Raw genomic sequence first — 16,637 nt, forward strand, 5'->3', positions numbered from 1 at the left:
TCCTTGCATCAGCGCGCCACGTACGCCGTGACGCTGTCGGACAGACGGATGGGGATGCCCTCGACGGCCGACGGGTCGGTGTCGCCGACCGCGACGGTCAGGGCGGTGTCGATTCCGAACGCGGCCGACGGACCGGCGCTTCCGGAGGCGCAGCCCACCGACCACGGGCGATTGTCGGATGACGTGAACGTCGCGATGCACACGCCGTCGCCGTCGTCGGGCTGGGCGAGGTAGACACGGAAGTCGCTGACCGTCGCGATGTAGCGGGTGCTGGAGGGATCGATCCCGCTGTCGCGCAGGATGTCGGCGGAGATCACGTCTTCCACCGTCTGCGGGAACGTCAGCTCCGGGTAGGTCGCCGCCGCGGGATCAGCCGAGGCGGCGGGCGGGGCGAGATTCGCGCCGATCGCGATGCCGAGCCCGACGAGCGCCACCGCACCGGCCGCGGCGACGGCCCATCGCAGCGCCCGACGAGCACGTCCGGCCGCGGGGCCGGCCTCCGTGTACGCCGGCTCCGGACCGACGACGTCGGGCGCCGCGGCATCCGCGGCTCGGGGATCCCCGACGTCGGAGACGGAGAGCAGGGGTTCGGCGCGGCGCCGTTCTTCGAGCTCCGCGAGTCGCGCGATCATCTCGGGCGTCGCGCTCTCGCCGTCGACGCCGTAGATCCGCTCGCGCAGCCCCTCCAGCTCGACGTCCTCGTCCATGCGACGACTCTACGACCGCGCGGCGGAGCCGGGGCGGGCTCGCCGCGCGGCAACAGGCGGCGCGAGGCCCCGGAGGTCGCCGAGGGGACCGCAGGCCTCGACGGGCTCAGCCACCTCCCCGCCGGCCCGGGCGGCTCAGCGTGCGGCCGTGGCCTCCAGCGCGTCGGCGGCGAGGACCAGGGCGAGGTGCGACAACGCCTGCGGGGTGTTGCCCGCCTGCCGGCGATCGCGGGGGTCGTACTCCTCCGACAGCAGGCCGATGTCGTTCGCGACGGCCGTGAGGCGGCGCATGAGGGCGACGGCGTCGTCGCGACGACCGCTGTGGGCGTACTGCCCGACGAGCCAGAACGAACACGCCAGGAACGGATGCTCGTCGCCCGCGAGACCGTCGACGCCGGTCGTGCGGTAGCGCAGCAGCCAGCCGTCGGGCATGAGCGTCTGCTCCATCCGCGCGACGGTGGCGAGCATGCGGGGATCGTCGTAGGCGCAGAACCCCACCTGCGGCAGGATCAGCAGCGACGCGTCGACCTCGTCGGTGTCGTAGTGCTGCGTGAACCACCCGCCCGCGTGGACGCCGTGCGCGTCGATGTCGGAACGGACCCGGTCGCGCAGCGTGCGCCACGTCTCGACGTCGCCGTCGAGACCGTTCTCTTCGACGGCCCGGATGCCGCGGTCGAACGCCGCCCACACCATCGCGCGCGAGTGGGTGAAGAAGTGCGGGTCGCCGCGCATCTCCCAGATCCCGTTGTCGGCACGATCGAACCACTGCACCGACTGCGTGAGGAGGGCGCGCTGAAGGCCCCACGAGAACGACGTCTCGGTGACGCCCGCGCGGCGCGCGGCGTCGAGGGCCACCATCACCTCGCCGATCACGTCGGCCTGGTACTGGTCGACCGCGCCGTTGCCGATGCGCACGGGGCTCGCGCCGTCGTAGCCGGGCAGGCTCGTCAGCTCGCGCTCGGGCAGATCGCGTTCGCCGGCGATGCCGTACATGATCTGCACGTCGGCGGGATCCCCGGCGATCGCGCGCAGCAGCCAGGTGCGCCACCGGTGCGCGGCCTCGAGGAAGCCGTGCTCGATGTACGCGGTGAGCGTGAGGGCGGCGTCGCGCAGCCAGACGTACCGGTAGTCCCAGTTGCGTCCCCCGCCGAAGGCCTCGGGCAGCGACGTCGTCGCGGCCGCCACGATGCCGCCGGTCTCGGCGTGGGTCAGCGCCCGCAGCACGAGCAGCGACCGAGTGACGAGCTCGGCGTGCTCCCCGGATGCCGCGACGCGCGCCGCCCACGCCGTCCACCACTCGCTCGTGCGCTTGAGGGTGGCATCGACGTCGATGGGCGCGGGGGGCTCCTGCCACGACGGCCCCCACGACAGCACCGAGTCCACGTTCTCTCCGGCGACGGTGGTCCACAGCGCCCGGTGGGCGGTGTCGACGGCGATCAGGCGCGGACCGCGCAGGACGACGGCATCCGGCCCCGCCACCGCCAGGACCGCGTGCTCGCCCCCGGCGCCGATCTGCCGGACCCACGGCACGGCGCGCGCATAGTCGAAGCGCAGGCGCACCTCACTGACGAAGTCGACCTCGCCCGAGATCCCCACCACGCGCCGCACGAGCGCCTCGACGCCCTCGTCGACGGGCATGGCGTCGTGCACCTCGGCGACGCCCGTCGGCGTCTCCCACCGCGTCACCAGCACGAACGTGTCGCCGTCGTAGTGGCGCGTCGCGGTGGCATCCGGATCGCTCGGGCGCAGCGACCAGGCCCCGTGCGACTCGTCGCCCAGCAGGGCGCCGAACATCGACCCGCTGTCGTACCGGGGCAGGCAGAGCCAGTCGACGCTCCCCTCCCGTGACACCAGGGCGGCGGAGCGGCAGTTGCTGAGGACGGCGTAATCCTCGATCGGAGTCGTCACCCTCGTGATCATGTCAGGTGGCACCGGCACCGCGGCAGAGCATCTCGATAGTGGCATCCCTGTGCCGGCTGCAAGCACCCTGTCGGCGTCGGTGCGGGGCGCTACGGTGGCCGCATGGCGGCGGACACCACCCTGATCATCCTGGGCGCTTCGGGCGACCTCACCTCTCGACTGCTCCTGCCGGCCCTCGGCCAGCTGCTCACGCGCGAACCGGACCGCTCGGTCCGGCTGCACGGCGCCGGCATGGAGGACTGGACCGACGACCACTGGCGCGACACCGTGCGGGCCTCGTTCGCGACGATGGGCGGCGAGGGGGCCTTCGAGAAGGTGGCCGAGACGACCTACAGCCAGGTGGACATCACCCGAGCCGCGGACCTCCAAAAGCTCCTGGATGCCGCGGAGGGCCGACCCGCGCTGTACTTCGCCGTCCCCCCGGCGGTCGCCGAGAAGGCGTGCGTCGCCCTCGCCGACGTGACGATCCCCGAGGGGACCGTCCTGGCCCTCGAGAAGCCGTTCGGCACCGACGAAGCGAGTGCCCACGCGCTCAACCAGCAGGTCGCGAAGCTCGTTCCGGAGGACCAGGTCTTCCGCATCGACCACTTCCTGGGGCGGTCGACGGTGCTGAACCTGCTCGGCGTCCGCTTCGCCAACCGCCTCATCGAGAGCGTGTGGTCGGCTGACGACATCGCATCCGTCACGGTCGACTTCCCCGAGAAGCTCGGACTCGAGGGGCGCGCCGGCTACTACGACCGCGCGGGCGCGCTGGTCGACATGATCCAGAGCCACCTGCTGCAGGTGATGGCGTTCGTCACGATGGAACCGCCGTCCTCGCTCGACCAGCTCGACCTGCGGGATGCCACCTCGGCGGTGCTGCGCGCGACCCACGTGTGGGGCGACGACCCGGTGAAGAGTTCCCGCCGCGCCCGCTACACCGAGGGGACGATCGGCGACCGGCACTTCACCTCCTACGCCGACGAGCCCGGCGTCGACGCGTCCCGGCAGACCGAGACCCTCGCCGAGATGACCGTCGAGGTCCGCACGGCCCGCTGGGAGGGCGTCCCGATCGTGCTGCGCTCGGGCAAGGCCCTCGGACCGGATGCCGGCGACCCGGCCGTGACCGTCACGTTCAAGCCCGTGCGCCACCTCCCGCACGGCTTCATCGGCGAGAGCGAGCCGACGGTGATGACGTTCTCGCTCGGCCCCGACACCATGAGCCTCGGGCTGAACGTCAACGGCGCCGACGACCCGCTCGAGCTCGAGCGCGTGACCCTGGGAGCCGACCTCGGCGAGGGCGGCCTGAAGGCCTACGGCGAGGTGCTCTCCGGCATCCTGGACGGTGACGCGATGCTCGCCGTCCGCGGCGACGCCGCCGAGCAGTGCTGGCGCATCGTGCAGCCGGTCATCGACGCGTGGCGCGCGGACGAGGTGCCGCTCGACGAGTACCCGGCGGGCACCGCGGGTCCGGCCTCCTGGGGGCTGTGACTTTCTCCGTCACACGGGAACATCGGGGGGCTCGACGGCGTTCGATGGACTGGGTCAACGGAGCCCCGGCAACGTTCTCACCCTCAGGAGTCCCCATGTCCCACGTTCTCGACCGCACCGCCCAGACCGACGTCCCGATCCTCGACGTCCTCGCCGAGCGATGGAGCACCCGTGTCTTCGACGCGGAGGCCCCGATCGACGAAGACGCCCTGCGCGCCGCGCTCGAGGCTGCTCGCTGGTCGCCGTCGGCCAACAACTCGCAGCCGTGGCGCTTCCTGCTCGCCCGCCGCGGAACCGACGCGCACGCGCAGATCGTGGGCTCGCTCGTCGGTTTCAACCAGGGCTGGGCGCCGGCCGCCGGCGCGCTGCTCGTCATCCTCGCCGAGACGGCCGACGAGGAGGGCAACGCCCGCCCGTGGGCGACGTACGACGCCGGTCAGACGGCCGCCTTCTTCACGGTCGAGGCGCACGCCCGCGGCCTCGCCACCCACACGATGGGCGGCTTCTCCCCCGACGACCTGCGCACCGCGTTCGACATCGAGGAGCGCTTCACGCCGGTGACCGTGATCGCCGTCGGCGCCTTCGGCGACCTCGATACCGCTGACGAGGCCGTCCGCTCGCGCGAATCCGCGCCCCGCGTGCGTCGTCCGCTCGCCGAGTCGCTGCTGCTCGACGCCTGAGGCCCCGCGGCGTCCGCCGCGCCCCGCCGGCCCGCGGCATCCGTCCGCCCCCGGCCCGTCATTCACGGGACGGGGGCGGACGGCGTTTCCGCGGCGATCGCCGCGGGCCCGCGGATTCCACGGCCACGGCCCGCCTCACCCGCGGCCGAGCGCGCGGACGAGCGAGCCCGCGCGGGGGCCGGCCGCCTACCCTCGCGGAGGTGACGACCTCCCCCTCCTCCGGCATCGGCACCGCGCGACCACGCCGACGCATCGTCGCCTGGCTGCTCCCGGGTCGACGCGGGCGTCGACTCGCCCTGGCCCTCGGGTCCACGATCCTCCTGATCGCGATCGCGGGACTCCCGGTGTTCGTCTTCCCCCCGCCCGGCGACCCGGGCGACGCGAGCCTCGTCTACGTCATCGGGCCGCCCCAGCAGGAGCGGCTCGACCTCGCCCGCACGCTGCGCGACGCAGATCGACCCGTTCCGCTGCTGATCTCCGTGTCCGACTCCGGCACGGGCCACGGCGAGGCCCGCTTCGATGCCGCGGCTCTGGACGTGTGCCGACGGCGCGGGGTCACCTGCGAGACGCCCGACCCGTTCACCACCGCCGGCGAGAGCCGACTCCTCGACCGCTACGACGCGACGCACGAGTCGGGCAAGACCGTGGTCGTCACGTTCACGCCGCACGTGGCCCGAATCCGGTACATCTTCGCGAAGTGCTCCGCCGCCGATGTCACCGTGGTGGGCGTCGACACCGACCTGACGCTGTTCGACTGGGTGTTCCAGTACGCGTACCAGAGCGCGGCGTTCGTCAAAGCCTGGCTGACGCCCTGCCCCTGACCCCCGCATGAAGAGGGGGGATGCCGCGCGCTGAACGTGGCATCCCCCCTCTCGTGACCTTCCGTCTACTCCACGATCTCGGCCTCGATCACGTCGTCGTCGGTGTCGTCGGTGTCGTCGGCCGCGGGGCCGGCGCTCGCCAGCATGAGCGACTCGCCGTCGCTGGCCACGTCGACCCGGACGACGTCGCCGTCGCGCACGGTGCCGGCGAGGATCGCCATCGCGAGGCGGTTCTGGATCTCGGTCTGGATGAGCCGGCGCAGCGGCCGGGCGCCGTACACCGGGTCGTACCCGCGCTCGGCGAGCCACGACCGCGCGTCGGGGGTGACGGCGAGGGTGAGCCGGCGCTCGCGCAGCCGCTTGTGCAGCGCGTCGACCGCGAGTTCGACGATCTGGGCGAGATCGTCCTGGCTCAGGGCCTGGAAGATCACGATGTCGTCGAGACGGTTCACGAACTCGGGCTTGAAGGCTTGGCGCACGAGCGCCTGCACCTGGTCGCGCTTGGCATCCATCGACAGCGTCGGGTCGATGAGGATCGGCGAGCCGAGATTGCTGGTGAGGATCAGGATGACATTGGTGAAATCGACCGTGCGGCCCTGACCGTCGGTCAGGCGACCGTCGTCCATGACCTGCAGCAGCACGTCGAACACCTCGGGGTGGGCCTTCTCGACCTCGTCCAGCAGCACCACGCTGTAGGGGCGACGGCGCACGGCCTCGGTGAGCTGGCCGCCGGCCTCGTACCCGACGTAGCCCGGAGGGGCTCCGACCAAGCGCGAGACGGAGTGCTTCTCGCCGTACTCCGACATGTCGATGCGCACCATGGCGTGCTCGTCGTCGAAGAGGAAGTCGGCCAGCGACTTCGCCAGCTCCGTCTTGCCGACGCCCGTGGGGCCGAGGAACAGGAAGGAGCCGACCGGGCGGTTCGGGTCGCTGATGCCGGCGCGCGAACGACGGACGGCGTCGGAGACGGCCTTCACGGCATCCTTCTGCCCGATCAGACGTCTGCCGAGCTCGCGCTCCAGGTGCAGCAGCTTCTCGGTCTCGCCCTGCAGCAGACGGCCGACCGGGATTCCGGTCCACGCGGCGATGACGGCCGCGATGTCTTCGTCGGTGACCTGCTCGTTCACCATTCGGTCGCCCGCGGGCTCGTCGCGCTCGGCCTTCATGAGTTCGCGCTCGAGCGCCGGGATCTCGGCGTACAGCAGCCGCGACGCGCGCTCGAGGTTTCCCTCGCGCTGGGCGCGTTCGGCATCCACGCGGGCGGCGTCGAGCCGGGTCTTGAGGTCTCCGACGCGGTTGAGCGAGGCGCGCTCGCGCTCCCATCGGGCCTGCAGCTCGTCGAGCTTGGCCTGTTCGGCGGCGAGGGTCTCGCGGAGCGTCGCGAGCCGCTCCTTCGAGGCGGCGTCCTTCTCCTTCTTCAGCGCGAGCTCCTCGAGCTTGAGCCGGTCGACGTGACGACGCAGCTCGTCGATCTCCAGCGGGGCCGAGTCGATCTCCATGCGCAGGCGGGATGCCGCTTCGTCGATCAGGTCGATGGCCTTGTCGGGCAGCTGACGCGAGGGGATGTACCGGTTGGACAGGGATGCCGCGGCGACCAGCGCCGCGTCGGCGATGGCGACCTTGTGGTGCGCCTCGTAGCGCTCCTTGAGGCCGCGGAGGATCGCGACGGTGTCTTCGACCGTCGGCTCGCCGACGTAGACCTGCTGGAAGCGGCGCTCGAGGGCGGCATCCTTCTCGATGAACTCGCGGTACTCGTCCAGCGTGGTCGCGCCGATCAGGCGCAGTTCACCGCGGGCGAGCATGGGCTTGAGCATGTTGCTGGCCGCGACCGAGCCCTCGCCGCCTCCCGCACCCATGAGCACGTGCAGCTCGTCGATGAACGTGATGATGCGCCCGTCGGATTCGGTGATCTCCTTGAGGACGCTCTTCAGCCGCTCCTCGAACTGGCCGCGGTACATCGCCCCGGCGACGAGCGCCGAGATGTCGAGCGAGACGAGCTCTTTGTTCTTGAGGCTCTCGGCGACGTCGCCCGCGACGATGCGCTGAGCGAGCCCCTCGACGACGGCGGTCTTGCCGACGCCGGGTTCACCGATGAGCACGGGGTTGTTCTTGGTGCGCCGGGTGAGCACCTGGCTGACACGGCGGATCTCGCCGTCGCGCCCGATCACGGGGTCGAGCTTGCCCTGGCGGGCCCGGTCGGTGAGGTTGATGCCGAATTGCTCGAGGGCGCTGCGCGCGTCCTCCTGCCCCGGCTGTTGTGTGGCGTTCATGTGTTCTCCTGAAGTCTGTCGCAAAGTTGAGTTGCGTTGACTCAAGTTTAGCAGCGCGTGCTTCGGAGGGCAATGGATGCCACGACTCCCGCGCGCTACGGTCCCTCGCGCCGGCACGGCGAGGGCGGAGCTCCGGCTCTCCGAGGCCTCACCGCCCGCCCCGCACGCCGGCGCCCCATTCCGGACACCGAGAGCGCGCCACGTGCACGAGATCACCCGCTTTCGCGTCGGCATTGCGTGATCTGGGCAGAGAGGGGCCATCTCGACGGACGTCGCACCGGCAGGCCTCGTGCCGGTGCGGGCGACCGTGGGGCGGCAGCAACGTCGCGGGGTGGCGGGGCGGGGGATATCGGTCAGGCCGGGATCGCCTCCGGCTCCGGGACGGACGCCGAAACCTCGGCCCCTGTGCACGAGAAACGGGCGCGGTACGCCGTCGGCGTCAGACCCATCGTGCGGGCGAAGTTCTGCCGCAGCACCGCGGCCGACCCGAAGCCGCACTCGGCGGCGATGCGGTCGAGCCCGAGGTCGGTCTCCTCCAGCAGTCGCTGCGCATGCAGCAGGCGCTGGCGCGCGAGCCATGCCGCGGGGGTGGCACCGAGGTCGGCCTTGAACCGCCGGGCGAAGGTGCGGGCAGACATGTGGGCGCGCGCCGCGAGCCGATCGACCGACAGCTCGGCATGCAGGTTCTGCAGCATCCATTCGGTGACCGGGGCGAGCGAGAGCGAGGCGTCGATCGGAATAGGAGAAGCGATGAACTGCGCCTGGCCGCCGTCGCGCTGGGGGGCGACGACCATGCGCCGCGCGATGCGGTTGGCGAGTTCGGAGCCCAGCTCCTGCCGGAGCAGGTGCAGACAGGCGTCGAGCCCCGCCGCCGTCCCGGCGCTCGTGATGATGTTGTCCGATTGCACGTACAGCACGTCGGGATCCACGTCGATCTGCGGATACATGCGCGCCATCGTGTCGGCATAGCGCCAGTGCGTGGTCGCGCGCCTGCCGTCGAGCACCCCGGATGCCGCGATGACGAACGATCCGCTGCACACGCTGAGAAGCCACGCGCCGCGGGCGTGCGCGGCGCGGACGACCTCGATGACCCGCTCATCCACGTGATCCCACTGCGAACGCGGGATCGGCGCGAGCACGAGGATGTCGACGTCCTCCGCGGCATCCAGGCCGTGCTCGACGTTGATCGAGAAGCCGATGTTGGACGACACGGCGCCCGGGTCGGGGGCCACGATGCGGAAGTCGAAGTTCGGGATGCCGTCGTCACTGCGGTCGAGACCGAAGGCCTCGCAGGCGAGGCCGAACTCGAACGGGGCGAACCCGGGTTGGACGACGACGGCGACCGAGCGCATGCGCACCTCCGAAGTGGCAGAAATCTTACGATGTGCGTCCATCATGCCACTCGTAGGCCTGATTCCTCTACCCGTAGCTTTCCTGCCATGGCTTACTTCATCGCTCTCGGCATCCTGTCGCTCGCCGGAATCATCGGCACCGTGTGGCTCATTCGCACCGACGGCTATGGCCGCATCCCCACCGACCCCTCGCGCCTCGCGTCGACAGAGCGAGCCCGCGCCGTGCCCACGACAAAGGTCGGTCAGCCACTGACGCCCGCGACGGCGGTCGGGCAGCCGGCGCCTGCGACGGAGGTCGCGCAATCGGCGAAGCCCATAACGGCGACGATCGCCGTCCCGCGGCCCGGCGGTCGCCTGGCCTGACCGCCGTTCGGTTCTTCCCCGCCCACTCCCGGGCGCCCGACGGAACAACGAAGACCGAACCCCCGACACGCCGGCCCCCGGATGCCACACGCCGGCGTGTCGCCCGAACCACCCGCCGCCGTGCACACCGCGCCCCGCCGCCGGTGCCCGATCCACGGCGCCGGCGCGGGCGGATGACCCACGGCGCGACGGCGCGGCGGAGAAGCCCGGCGCGGACCGTGGCGGCGAGATCCCGACGCCGGCCGCGGAGACGCGTCAGCGGCCCGCGGCCACGGTCCGTTCGTACACGGCGACCATCGCCGCGGTGCGGGACGACTGGCGGAAGCGCTCCGCGATCGACGGCTCGGGTCGCACGGGCGAACCCGCGGCGATATCGGCGGCGGCGCGGCGCAGAGACTCCGCGAGTGCCGGGACCGTGGCATCCGCGACGGTCCAGGTCCCCCCACCGAGCTCGGCGGCGATGTCGGGGTCGCTGACCACGGCGGGCGTCCCCAGCGAGGCGGCCTCGAAGACCGTCATGCCCTGGGTCTCGAAGCCGATGGAGGTCTGCACCACCGCATCGGCGTCGGCGAGACGGGCGAGGGTCTCGGCGTAGGGCAGTCGTCCCGCGAAGGTCACGTCGGCGGTGGGGTGTTCGCGCTCGACGAGACGCCGCGCGGCGTTCAGCTGTGCGCCGCCGCCGATGATCTCGACCTCGGCATCGATTCCGGATGCCACGACGGCCTCGAGGAAGGGGAGCAGGCGTTTCTCGGGGCTCATGCGCCCGAGCCACACGAAGCGCGGACGACCGGGGCGGCGCGCGGAGGGGCCGAAGGCCAGGGCGGCGTCGAGCACGTCGTCGTCGATGCCGTTCCAGATGACGTCGACCGAGGGGGCCACCCCATGCTGCTCCAGGCGGCGGGCGAAGTGCGCGGACGGTGCCGTGACCGCGCGCGACAGTCGCGCGAGGCGGTGCAGGAACGCCCATCCGTCGACGCGCGACGCCGGGCCGCCGGAGCCCGTGGAATCGCGCGGGGCTCGCAGCCCCTCACCGGCGTCCGGCGAGGACCTTCCGCCTCTGCGCGTGGCGAGCGGTCGGGCGGCGAAGGGAGCGTCCGCGACCGGCAGCGCCCGGCGCGCCCAGGCATTGAGCACACGCAGCACCAGCCCCGGAAAAGGCGCCGTCGCCGCGATCCCCACGTCGACGCGATTGTGCATCGTGTGCACCACCGGCAGCCCGTGTCGCGCGGCGAAGCGGTGGCCGATGAAGGCGCCCCAGAAGTCGGCCTGCACGTGCACGACGTCGGCGGGCAGCCGCGCGCCCATCTCGGCATCCAGGAATCGGTCCGTGCGCGCACCGGGCCACGTGAGCGCGTACTCGCGGTCGGGGGTGATCGCGATCGACGGGAGGTCGAGGTACGCCGGATCGTCGGATGCCGGACGATGCAGGCGCGGAGCGACGACCGTCACGAGGTGACCGGCGCGTTCGAGGAACCGTTTCTGCAGTCGCATCGACACCTGCGCACCGCCCAGCGACTCGAGGTGCTGGTCGGCGAACATCACCACGTGCACGCGGTCACTCCGGCAGCGGGCGGCCGCGATACAGCGCTTCGAAGGTGTCGAGGGTGCGGGTGATGTCGTGCACGGCGACGGCGTCGAGGGACGCCTGCTGCATGCGCAGACGCTCCTCGGGCGACGCGGTGAGCACATCGGTCAGGCGCGCGGCGAGCTCGTCGGAATCGCCCGGCGTGAAGAGGTAGCCGTTCTCACCCTCGTGCACGAGGTGCGGGAGGGCGACGGCGTCGGCGGCCACGATCGGCAGACCGGATGCCATGGCCTCCATCGTGGCGATCGACTGCAGTTCCGCGATCGAGGCGATGGCGAAGACGCTGGCGCGCGAGTACAGGTTGCGGAGCTCGTCGTCGGACGCGTGCCCGTGGAACGTGACGCGCTCGGCCACACCGAGCTGATCGGCCAGCGCCTCGAGCTTGGCACGCTGGTCGCCGCCGCCGACGACGTCGAAGGTGACGTCGAGCGCGGGATCGAGCTTCGCCAGCGCCGCCAGCACCACGTCGATGTGCTTCTCGGTGGTGAGTCGACCGACGAAGAGGATGCGATTCGCATCACGGGGGGTCAGGTCGGGGCGGTAGTTCGAGCGGTCGATTCCGCACGAGATCGGGATGACGCCGTCGATGTCGATCGTCGCCTCGAGGAAGTCGGCCGCCTTACGCGTGGGCGTGGTCACGGCGCGCGTCATCTTGAAGGTGCGCTCCGCATCAGCCCACGCGAGCTTGACGAAGACGCGATCGAGCCAGTCGGGAAGCGTGGTGAAGTCGAGGATGTTCTCGGCCATCACGTGGTTCGTCGCCACGACGGGGATGCCGCGCTTGCGGGCCTCGCGGGCGAGACCCCGACCGATCACGATGTGCGACTGGATGTGCACGACGTCGGGCTTGACCTCGTCGAGCACGATGCGGGCGTAGTGCTTCGAGCGCCACGGCAGCACGTAGGTGATCCAGTCGTGCGGGAGGAAGCGGTAGGCCGGCAGCCGGTGCATCATCATCGGCTGACCCTCGATCGTCTCGATCGCGGTGCCCGCGTTGCTGTGGCCGACGCTCGGGGCGGCGACGTGCACGTCGTGGCCCCGCGCGACAAGACCCGCCGCGAGGCGCTCGGCGAACCGGGCGGCGCCGTTCACGTGGGGCAGGAAGGTGTCGGCGCCGATGAGGATCTTCAGCGGACGGTCGGCGGACGCGGACGAGCCGGGTGACTCGGCGGCGGGCGCGGGGGTGTCGGCGGGCGTCGCAGGAGTGGTCACGTGTGGTGAGGCCTATCTGTGCGGCGGAAAGGTCGCTGGGATGGAGCGGTGCGCAACTGCGCGGTTCACAGCGGTGAACGTGTCATCCACTGTACCCGGGCGGGTTTCCGCCGCCCGGGAGCCGTTCACAGGCGGGCGCCGGGTGAGTCGGATCGTCGACGGCCGGGAGCCCGCGCCCCTCGATGCCCGGGGTCGCACGGCGCGGGCCCGCGCCCGCGACGCACGACGCGCCCCTGTCAGCGCCCTTCCGGCGACGGGGAACCGTTCGCCGGCCGCGGCGGCCCGTCGACACCCGCCGGGACCACCACCTCGGAGGCCGCGGCCGCCATCGCCGACACCACCTCGCTGTCGCCGGTGATCGGCGCGTGCCGCTGCTCGCCCGGGCGTTCCTGTTCCGCTCCCGCCGTGTCGAGGTCGGCCGCGGCCTGTTCGAACTGCGACCGGTAGAGCCGGTAATACGCGCCCTGCGCGGCGATCAGCTCGTCGTGCGTGCCCTTCTCGACGATGTCGCCGTGCTCCATCACGAGGATGAGGTCGGCGTCGCGGATCGTGGAGAGGCGGTGGGCGATGACGAACGAGGTGCGACCCTCGCGCAGCGCGGCCATCGCCTGCTGCAGCAGCAGCTCGGTGCGCGTGTCGACGGACGAGGTCGCCTCGTCGAGGATCAGCACCGACGGCCGCGCCACGAACGCTCGCGCGATGGTGATGAGCTGCTTCTCACCGGCCGAGACATTGGCGGCATCCTCGTCGAGGACGGTGTCGTATCCCTCGGGGAGAGAGTGCACGAACTGGTCGACACGCGTCGCCACCGCCGCCTCGACGATCTCGTCGTCGGTCGCGCTCTCGCGGCCGTAGCGGATGTTGTCGCGGATCGATCCCGCGAACAGCCACGGGTCCTGCAGCACCATTCCGGTGCGGGAGCGCACATCGTCGCGACGCAGCTCGGCGATGTCCTGGCCGTCGAGCAGGATGCGCCCTCCGTCGAGCTCGTAGAAGCGCATGATGAGGTTGACCAAAGTGGTCTTGCCCGCCCCGGTGGGTCCGACGATCGCGACGGTCTGCCCGGGCTCGACACGGAACGACAGGTCGGTGATGAGGGGCCTCTCGGGCGTGTAAGAGAAACGCACGTTCTGGAACTCGATGACGCCGCGACCCTCGGGGGCTGCGGGCGCGTCGGCCGCGTCGGCCTCCTGCTCGTCGGCGTCGAGGAGGGCGAAGACGCGCTCCGCCGATGCGGTTCCGGACTGCACGACGGCCGCCATACCGCCCAGCTGCGACAGCGGCTGCGTGAACTGCTGCGAGTACTGGATGAAGGCCTGCACATCACCGAGTCGGATCTGCCCGCCCGCCACCATGAGGCCACCGAGCACGGCGATGCCGACGTACGTGAGGTTTCCGACGAACATCATGCCCGGCATGATCATGCCGGAGAGGAACTGCGCCTTGAAGCTCGCCTCGTAGAGCTCCTCGTTCTCGACCTCGAACTTCTCTCGGGCGTCTTTCTCGCGCCCGTAGACCTTGACCAGCGCGTGCCCCGAGAACGACTCCTCGACGCGGGCGTTCAGGCGGCCCACCTTCTTCCACTGCTCGCCGAACGCCTTCTGCGATTTCGGGCCGATCACGCCGAAGATGACCGCCATGAGCGGCAGCGATACCAGGGCCACGAGCGCGAGCTGCCAGGAGATCGTGAACATCATGATGAGCACACCCACGACCGTCAGCACCGAGGTCAGCGCGCTCGAGAGCGACTGCTGCATGGTCTGGGTGATGTTGTCGATGTCGTTCGTCACGCGCGAGATCAGCTCGCCGCGTTGGACCTTGTCGAAGTACGACAGCGGCAGACGGTTGATCTTCGCCTCGACGTCTTCGCGGAGACGCCACATCGTGCGCACCATGATGACGTTGATGACGTAGCCCTGGATCCACGACAGCAGCGACGACCCGACGTAGATCGCGAGGACGGTGACGATCACGACGCGCAGCGCGTCGAAGTCGACGCCCGCGCCGACCTGGAAGCTGTTCATCGCGGAGACGATGTTGGCGACGTCGGTCTGCCCCGATGCGCGCAGCGCCTCGACGACGGCCTCCTTGGACGTGCCGGCGGGGAAGGCCTCGCCCAGCCCGCGCGAGACGACGCCCTCGAAGATGATGTTGGTGGCGTCTCCCAGCACACGCGGGGCCAGGACGGCGAGCACCACCCCGAGAGCTCCGAGTGCGGAGACGAGGGCGAACGCCCACGCGTAGGGACGCAGCAGACCGATCAGGCGTCGGAAGCTCGGCCCGAAGGCAGCGGCCTTGCCGGGCGCGACGCTGTTCCAGTCGCCGGAGTTCTGTCGCGCCTGCTCGGCGAGCTCGAGCTCGGCGCGGTCTTCGTCGGTGAGGGCGTCGGGCACGCTCATGCTTCCACCCCCAGCTGCGATTCGACGATCTCTCGATATGTGGGACTCGTGCGCAACAGCTCGTCGTGCGTGCCGAGTCCGGCCATGCGCCCGTCTTCGAGGACGACGATGCGGTCGGCCCCGGTGATGGTGGACACTCGCTGCGCGACGACGATCTTCGTCACCTCCGGGAGCTCCTGCCAGAGTGCGGCCCGCAGGCGCGCGTCGGTGGTGAGGTCGAGCGCCGAGAACGAGTCGTCGAAGACCAGCACGCGGGGCCGATGCACGATCGCCCGCGCGATCGCGAGGCGCTGGCGCTGACCGCCCGAGACGTTGGTGCCGCCCTGGGCGATGCGCCCCTCGAGCTTTCCGTCTATCGCCTCGACGAAGTCGCGGCCCTGCGCGATCTCGAGGGCGTGCCACAACTCGTCGTCGGTGGCGTCTTCGCGCCCGAATCGCAGGTTGGACGCCACGGTGCCGCTGAAGAGGAAGGGTCTCTGCGGCACGAGGCCGATGCCCTTCCACAGCTCGTCGAGGTCGGCCTCGCGCACGTCGACCCCGCCGACGCGCACCGCACCGCCCGTGACGTCGAACAGGCGCGGGATCAAGGACACGAGGGTGGTCTTGCCCGCTCCCGTCGATCCGACGATGGCCACGGTCTCGCCGGGGGCCGCTCGGAAGGTCACACCCGCCACGACCGGCGCCTCGGCGCCCGGGTAGGCGAACGACACGTCGTCGAACTCCACCGCGCCGGCCTCGGCGAAGACGCTGACCGGGTTCTCGGGGCGCTGCAGGGTCGAACGGCTGTCGAGGACCTCGCCGATGCGCTCGGCCGAAACGGCGGCGCGAGGGATCATCACGGTCATGAAGCTCGCCATCAGCACGCCGCCGAGGATCTGCGCGACGTACTGGATGAACGCGAAGAGGGTGCCGATCTCGACTCCGCCGGCGTCGACCTGGATGCCGCCGAACCAGATGACCCCCACGACGGTCACGTTGAGCACGAGCATGGCCAGCGGGAACAGCAGCACGAAGAGGGAGCCCACCTTGCGGCCCACTACGAGGATGTCGGTGTTGGCCCGGCGGAAGCGCTCTTCTTCGATGCGCTCTCGCACGAAAGCGCGGACCACGCGCACCCCCGTCAGCTGCTCGCGCATGACCCGGTTCACGCCGTCGAGCTTGGACTGATAGCTGCGGAACAGGGGCACCATGCGAGCGATGATGAGCCCCGCCGCGATGAGCAGCACGGGCACCGCGACGGCGATCAGCCAGCTGAGCCCGACGTCTTGCTGGAGGGCCATGATGACCCCGCCGACCGCGAGGAGCGGGGCGCTGACGAGCATGGTGGCGCCCATCATCGCCAGCATCTGCACCTGCTGGACGTCATTGGTGTTGCGGGTGATCAGAGAGCCCGCGCCGAACTGCGACAGCTCGCGCTCGGAGAACCCGCTCACGCGCTCGAAGACGTCGCGCCGGATGTCGCGGCCGGCGGCCATGGCGGCACGCGCGGCGAAGTATGTGGCGATGACGGATGCCACGATCTGACCGAGGGAGATGACGAGCATGAGGGCGCCGCGCGACCAGATGAACCCCGTGTCGCCCTGCGCGACACCGAGGTTGATGATGTCGGCGTTGAGGCGCGGCAGGTAGAGCGTCGCCAGGGCGGACGCAGCCTGGAAGACGAGGATCGCGACGAGCAGCCATCGATACCGCGACAGATAACGCATGAGGAGTTTGCCGAGCACGGGACCCTCCGGGTGTTCGAGTGCGATCGCGATGACCGCGGTCCCAGCCTGGCACTGACCTCCGACATCGGCGAGGCTTTCCCGCGTGGGAGCGTTCTCTGCTCGCGAACGCCGGCACTCGGCATCCCTCTCCC

General features: G+C 70.9%; 12 protein-coding genes. 4 read left to right on the top strand and 8 right to left on the bottom strand.

All coding sequences use genetic code 11. The features are described 5' to 3' along the window. Positions 1 to 8: 8 nt before the first annotated feature. Both AB0230_RS14895 and AB0230_RS14900 read right to left on the bottom strand, forming a co-directional pair. Entirely contained in the window at positions 9 to 707 is a 699-nt protein-coding gene (locus AB0230_RS14895) for a hypothetical protein (protein WP_366376557.1), read from the bottom strand. A 135-nt stretch (positions 708 to 842) separates the two neighbouring features. Further along, positions 843 to 2,615 (bottom strand): glycoside hydrolase family 15 protein, encoded by a 1,773-nt coding sequence (locus AB0230_RS14900; RefSeq protein WP_363388737.1) that lies wholly within the window; start codon positions 2,613 to 2,615, stop codon positions 843 to 845. Between the two features lie 114 nt (positions 2,616 to 2,729). Between AB0230_RS14900 and AB0230_RS14905 the strand changes: the two genes are divergently transcribed. The 3 genes from AB0230_RS14905 to AB0230_RS14915 all read left to right on the top strand — a co-directional run bounded on the left by AB0230_RS14905 (position 2,730) and on the right by AB0230_RS14915 (position 5,598). Further along, entirely contained in the window at positions 2,730 to 4,097 is a 1,368-nt protein-coding gene (locus AB0230_RS14905; protein ID WP_315994272.1) for a glucose-6-phosphate dehydrogenase, read from the top strand. A 95-nt stretch (positions 4,098 to 4,192) separates the two neighbouring features. Next, positions 4,193 to 4,777, top strand: coding sequence for a nitroreductase family protein (locus AB0230_RS14910; protein WP_366376560.1), 585 nt, complete (start codon positions 4,193 to 4,195; stop codon positions 4,775 to 4,777). A gap of 200 nt (positions 4,778 to 4,977) precedes the next feature. Then, positions 4,978 to 5,598: a YdcF family protein gene (locus AB0230_RS14915; RefSeq protein WP_366376562.1), complete on the top strand. Its 621-nt coding sequence runs from the start codon at positions 4,978 to 4,980 to the stop codon at positions 5,596 to 5,598. A 65-nt stretch (positions 5,599 to 5,663) separates the two neighbouring features. On the opposite strand, the gene AB0230_RS14920 is transcribed toward AB0230_RS14915, so the two are convergent. Further along, positions 5,664 to 7,868: an AAA family ATPase gene (locus tag AB0230_RS14920; RefSeq protein ID WP_315994269.1), complete on the bottom strand. Its 2,205-nt coding sequence runs from the start codon at positions 7,866 to 7,868 to the stop codon at positions 5,664 to 5,666. A 353-nt stretch (positions 7,869 to 8,221) separates the two neighbouring features. Next, on the bottom strand, positions 8,222 to 9,220 hold the full coding sequence (locus AB0230_RS14925) for a helix-turn-helix domain-containing protein (RefSeq protein ID WP_363577139.1): 999 nt from the start codon (positions 9,218 to 9,220) through the stop codon (positions 8,222 to 8,224). A gap of 87 nt (positions 9,221 to 9,307) precedes the next feature. On the opposite strand from AB0230_RS14925, the gene AB0230_RS14930 reads away from it, so the two are divergent. After that, positions 9,308 to 9,583: a hypothetical protein gene (locus AB0230_RS14930; RefSeq protein ID WP_315994267.1), complete on the top strand. Its 276-nt coding sequence runs from the start codon at positions 9,308 to 9,310 to the stop codon at positions 9,581 to 9,583. Positions 9,584 to 9,838: 255 nt separating this feature from the next. Here AB0230_RS14930 and AB0230_RS14935 read toward each other — a convergent pair whose 3' ends face one another. From AB0230_RS14935 to AB0230_RS14950, 4 genes are all read right to left on the bottom strand, one after another. Further along, positions 9,839 to 11,134, bottom strand: coding sequence for a glycosyltransferase (locus AB0230_RS14935; RefSeq protein WP_363577143.1), 1,296 nt, complete (start codon positions 11,132 to 11,134; stop codon positions 9,839 to 9,841). A 4-nt stretch (positions 11,135 to 11,138) separates the two neighbouring features. Continuing rightward, positions 11,139 to 12,380, bottom strand: coding sequence for a glycosyltransferase (locus AB0230_RS14940; protein ID WP_363388721.1), 1,242 nt, complete (start codon positions 12,378 to 12,380; stop codon positions 11,139 to 11,141). A gap of 236 nt (positions 12,381 to 12,616) precedes the next feature. After that, positions 12,617 to 14,779 carry an ABC transporter ATP-binding protein gene (locus AB0230_RS14945; protein ID WP_366376566.1) on the bottom strand — a complete coding sequence of 721 codons (2,163 nt, stop codon included), beginning with the start codon at positions 14,777 to 14,779 and terminating at the stop codon, positions 12,617 to 12,619. After that, positions 14,776 to 16,503 carry an ABC transporter ATP-binding protein gene (locus AB0230_RS14950; RefSeq protein WP_363388715.1) on the bottom strand — a complete coding sequence of 576 codons (1,728 nt, stop codon included), beginning with the start codon at positions 16,501 to 16,503 and terminating at the stop codon, positions 14,776 to 14,778. The genes AB0230_RS14945 and AB0230_RS14950 overlap by 4 nt, the downstream gene beginning before the upstream one ends. Positions 16,504 to 16,637 lie beyond the last annotated feature (134 nt).

Origin of the sequence: Microbacterium sp. NPDC089190 (genome assembly GCF_040701795.1) — a bacterium.
Taxonomy (GTDB): Bacteria; Actinomycetota; Actinomycetes; order Actinomycetales; family Microbacteriaceae; genus Microbacterium; species Microbacterium galbum.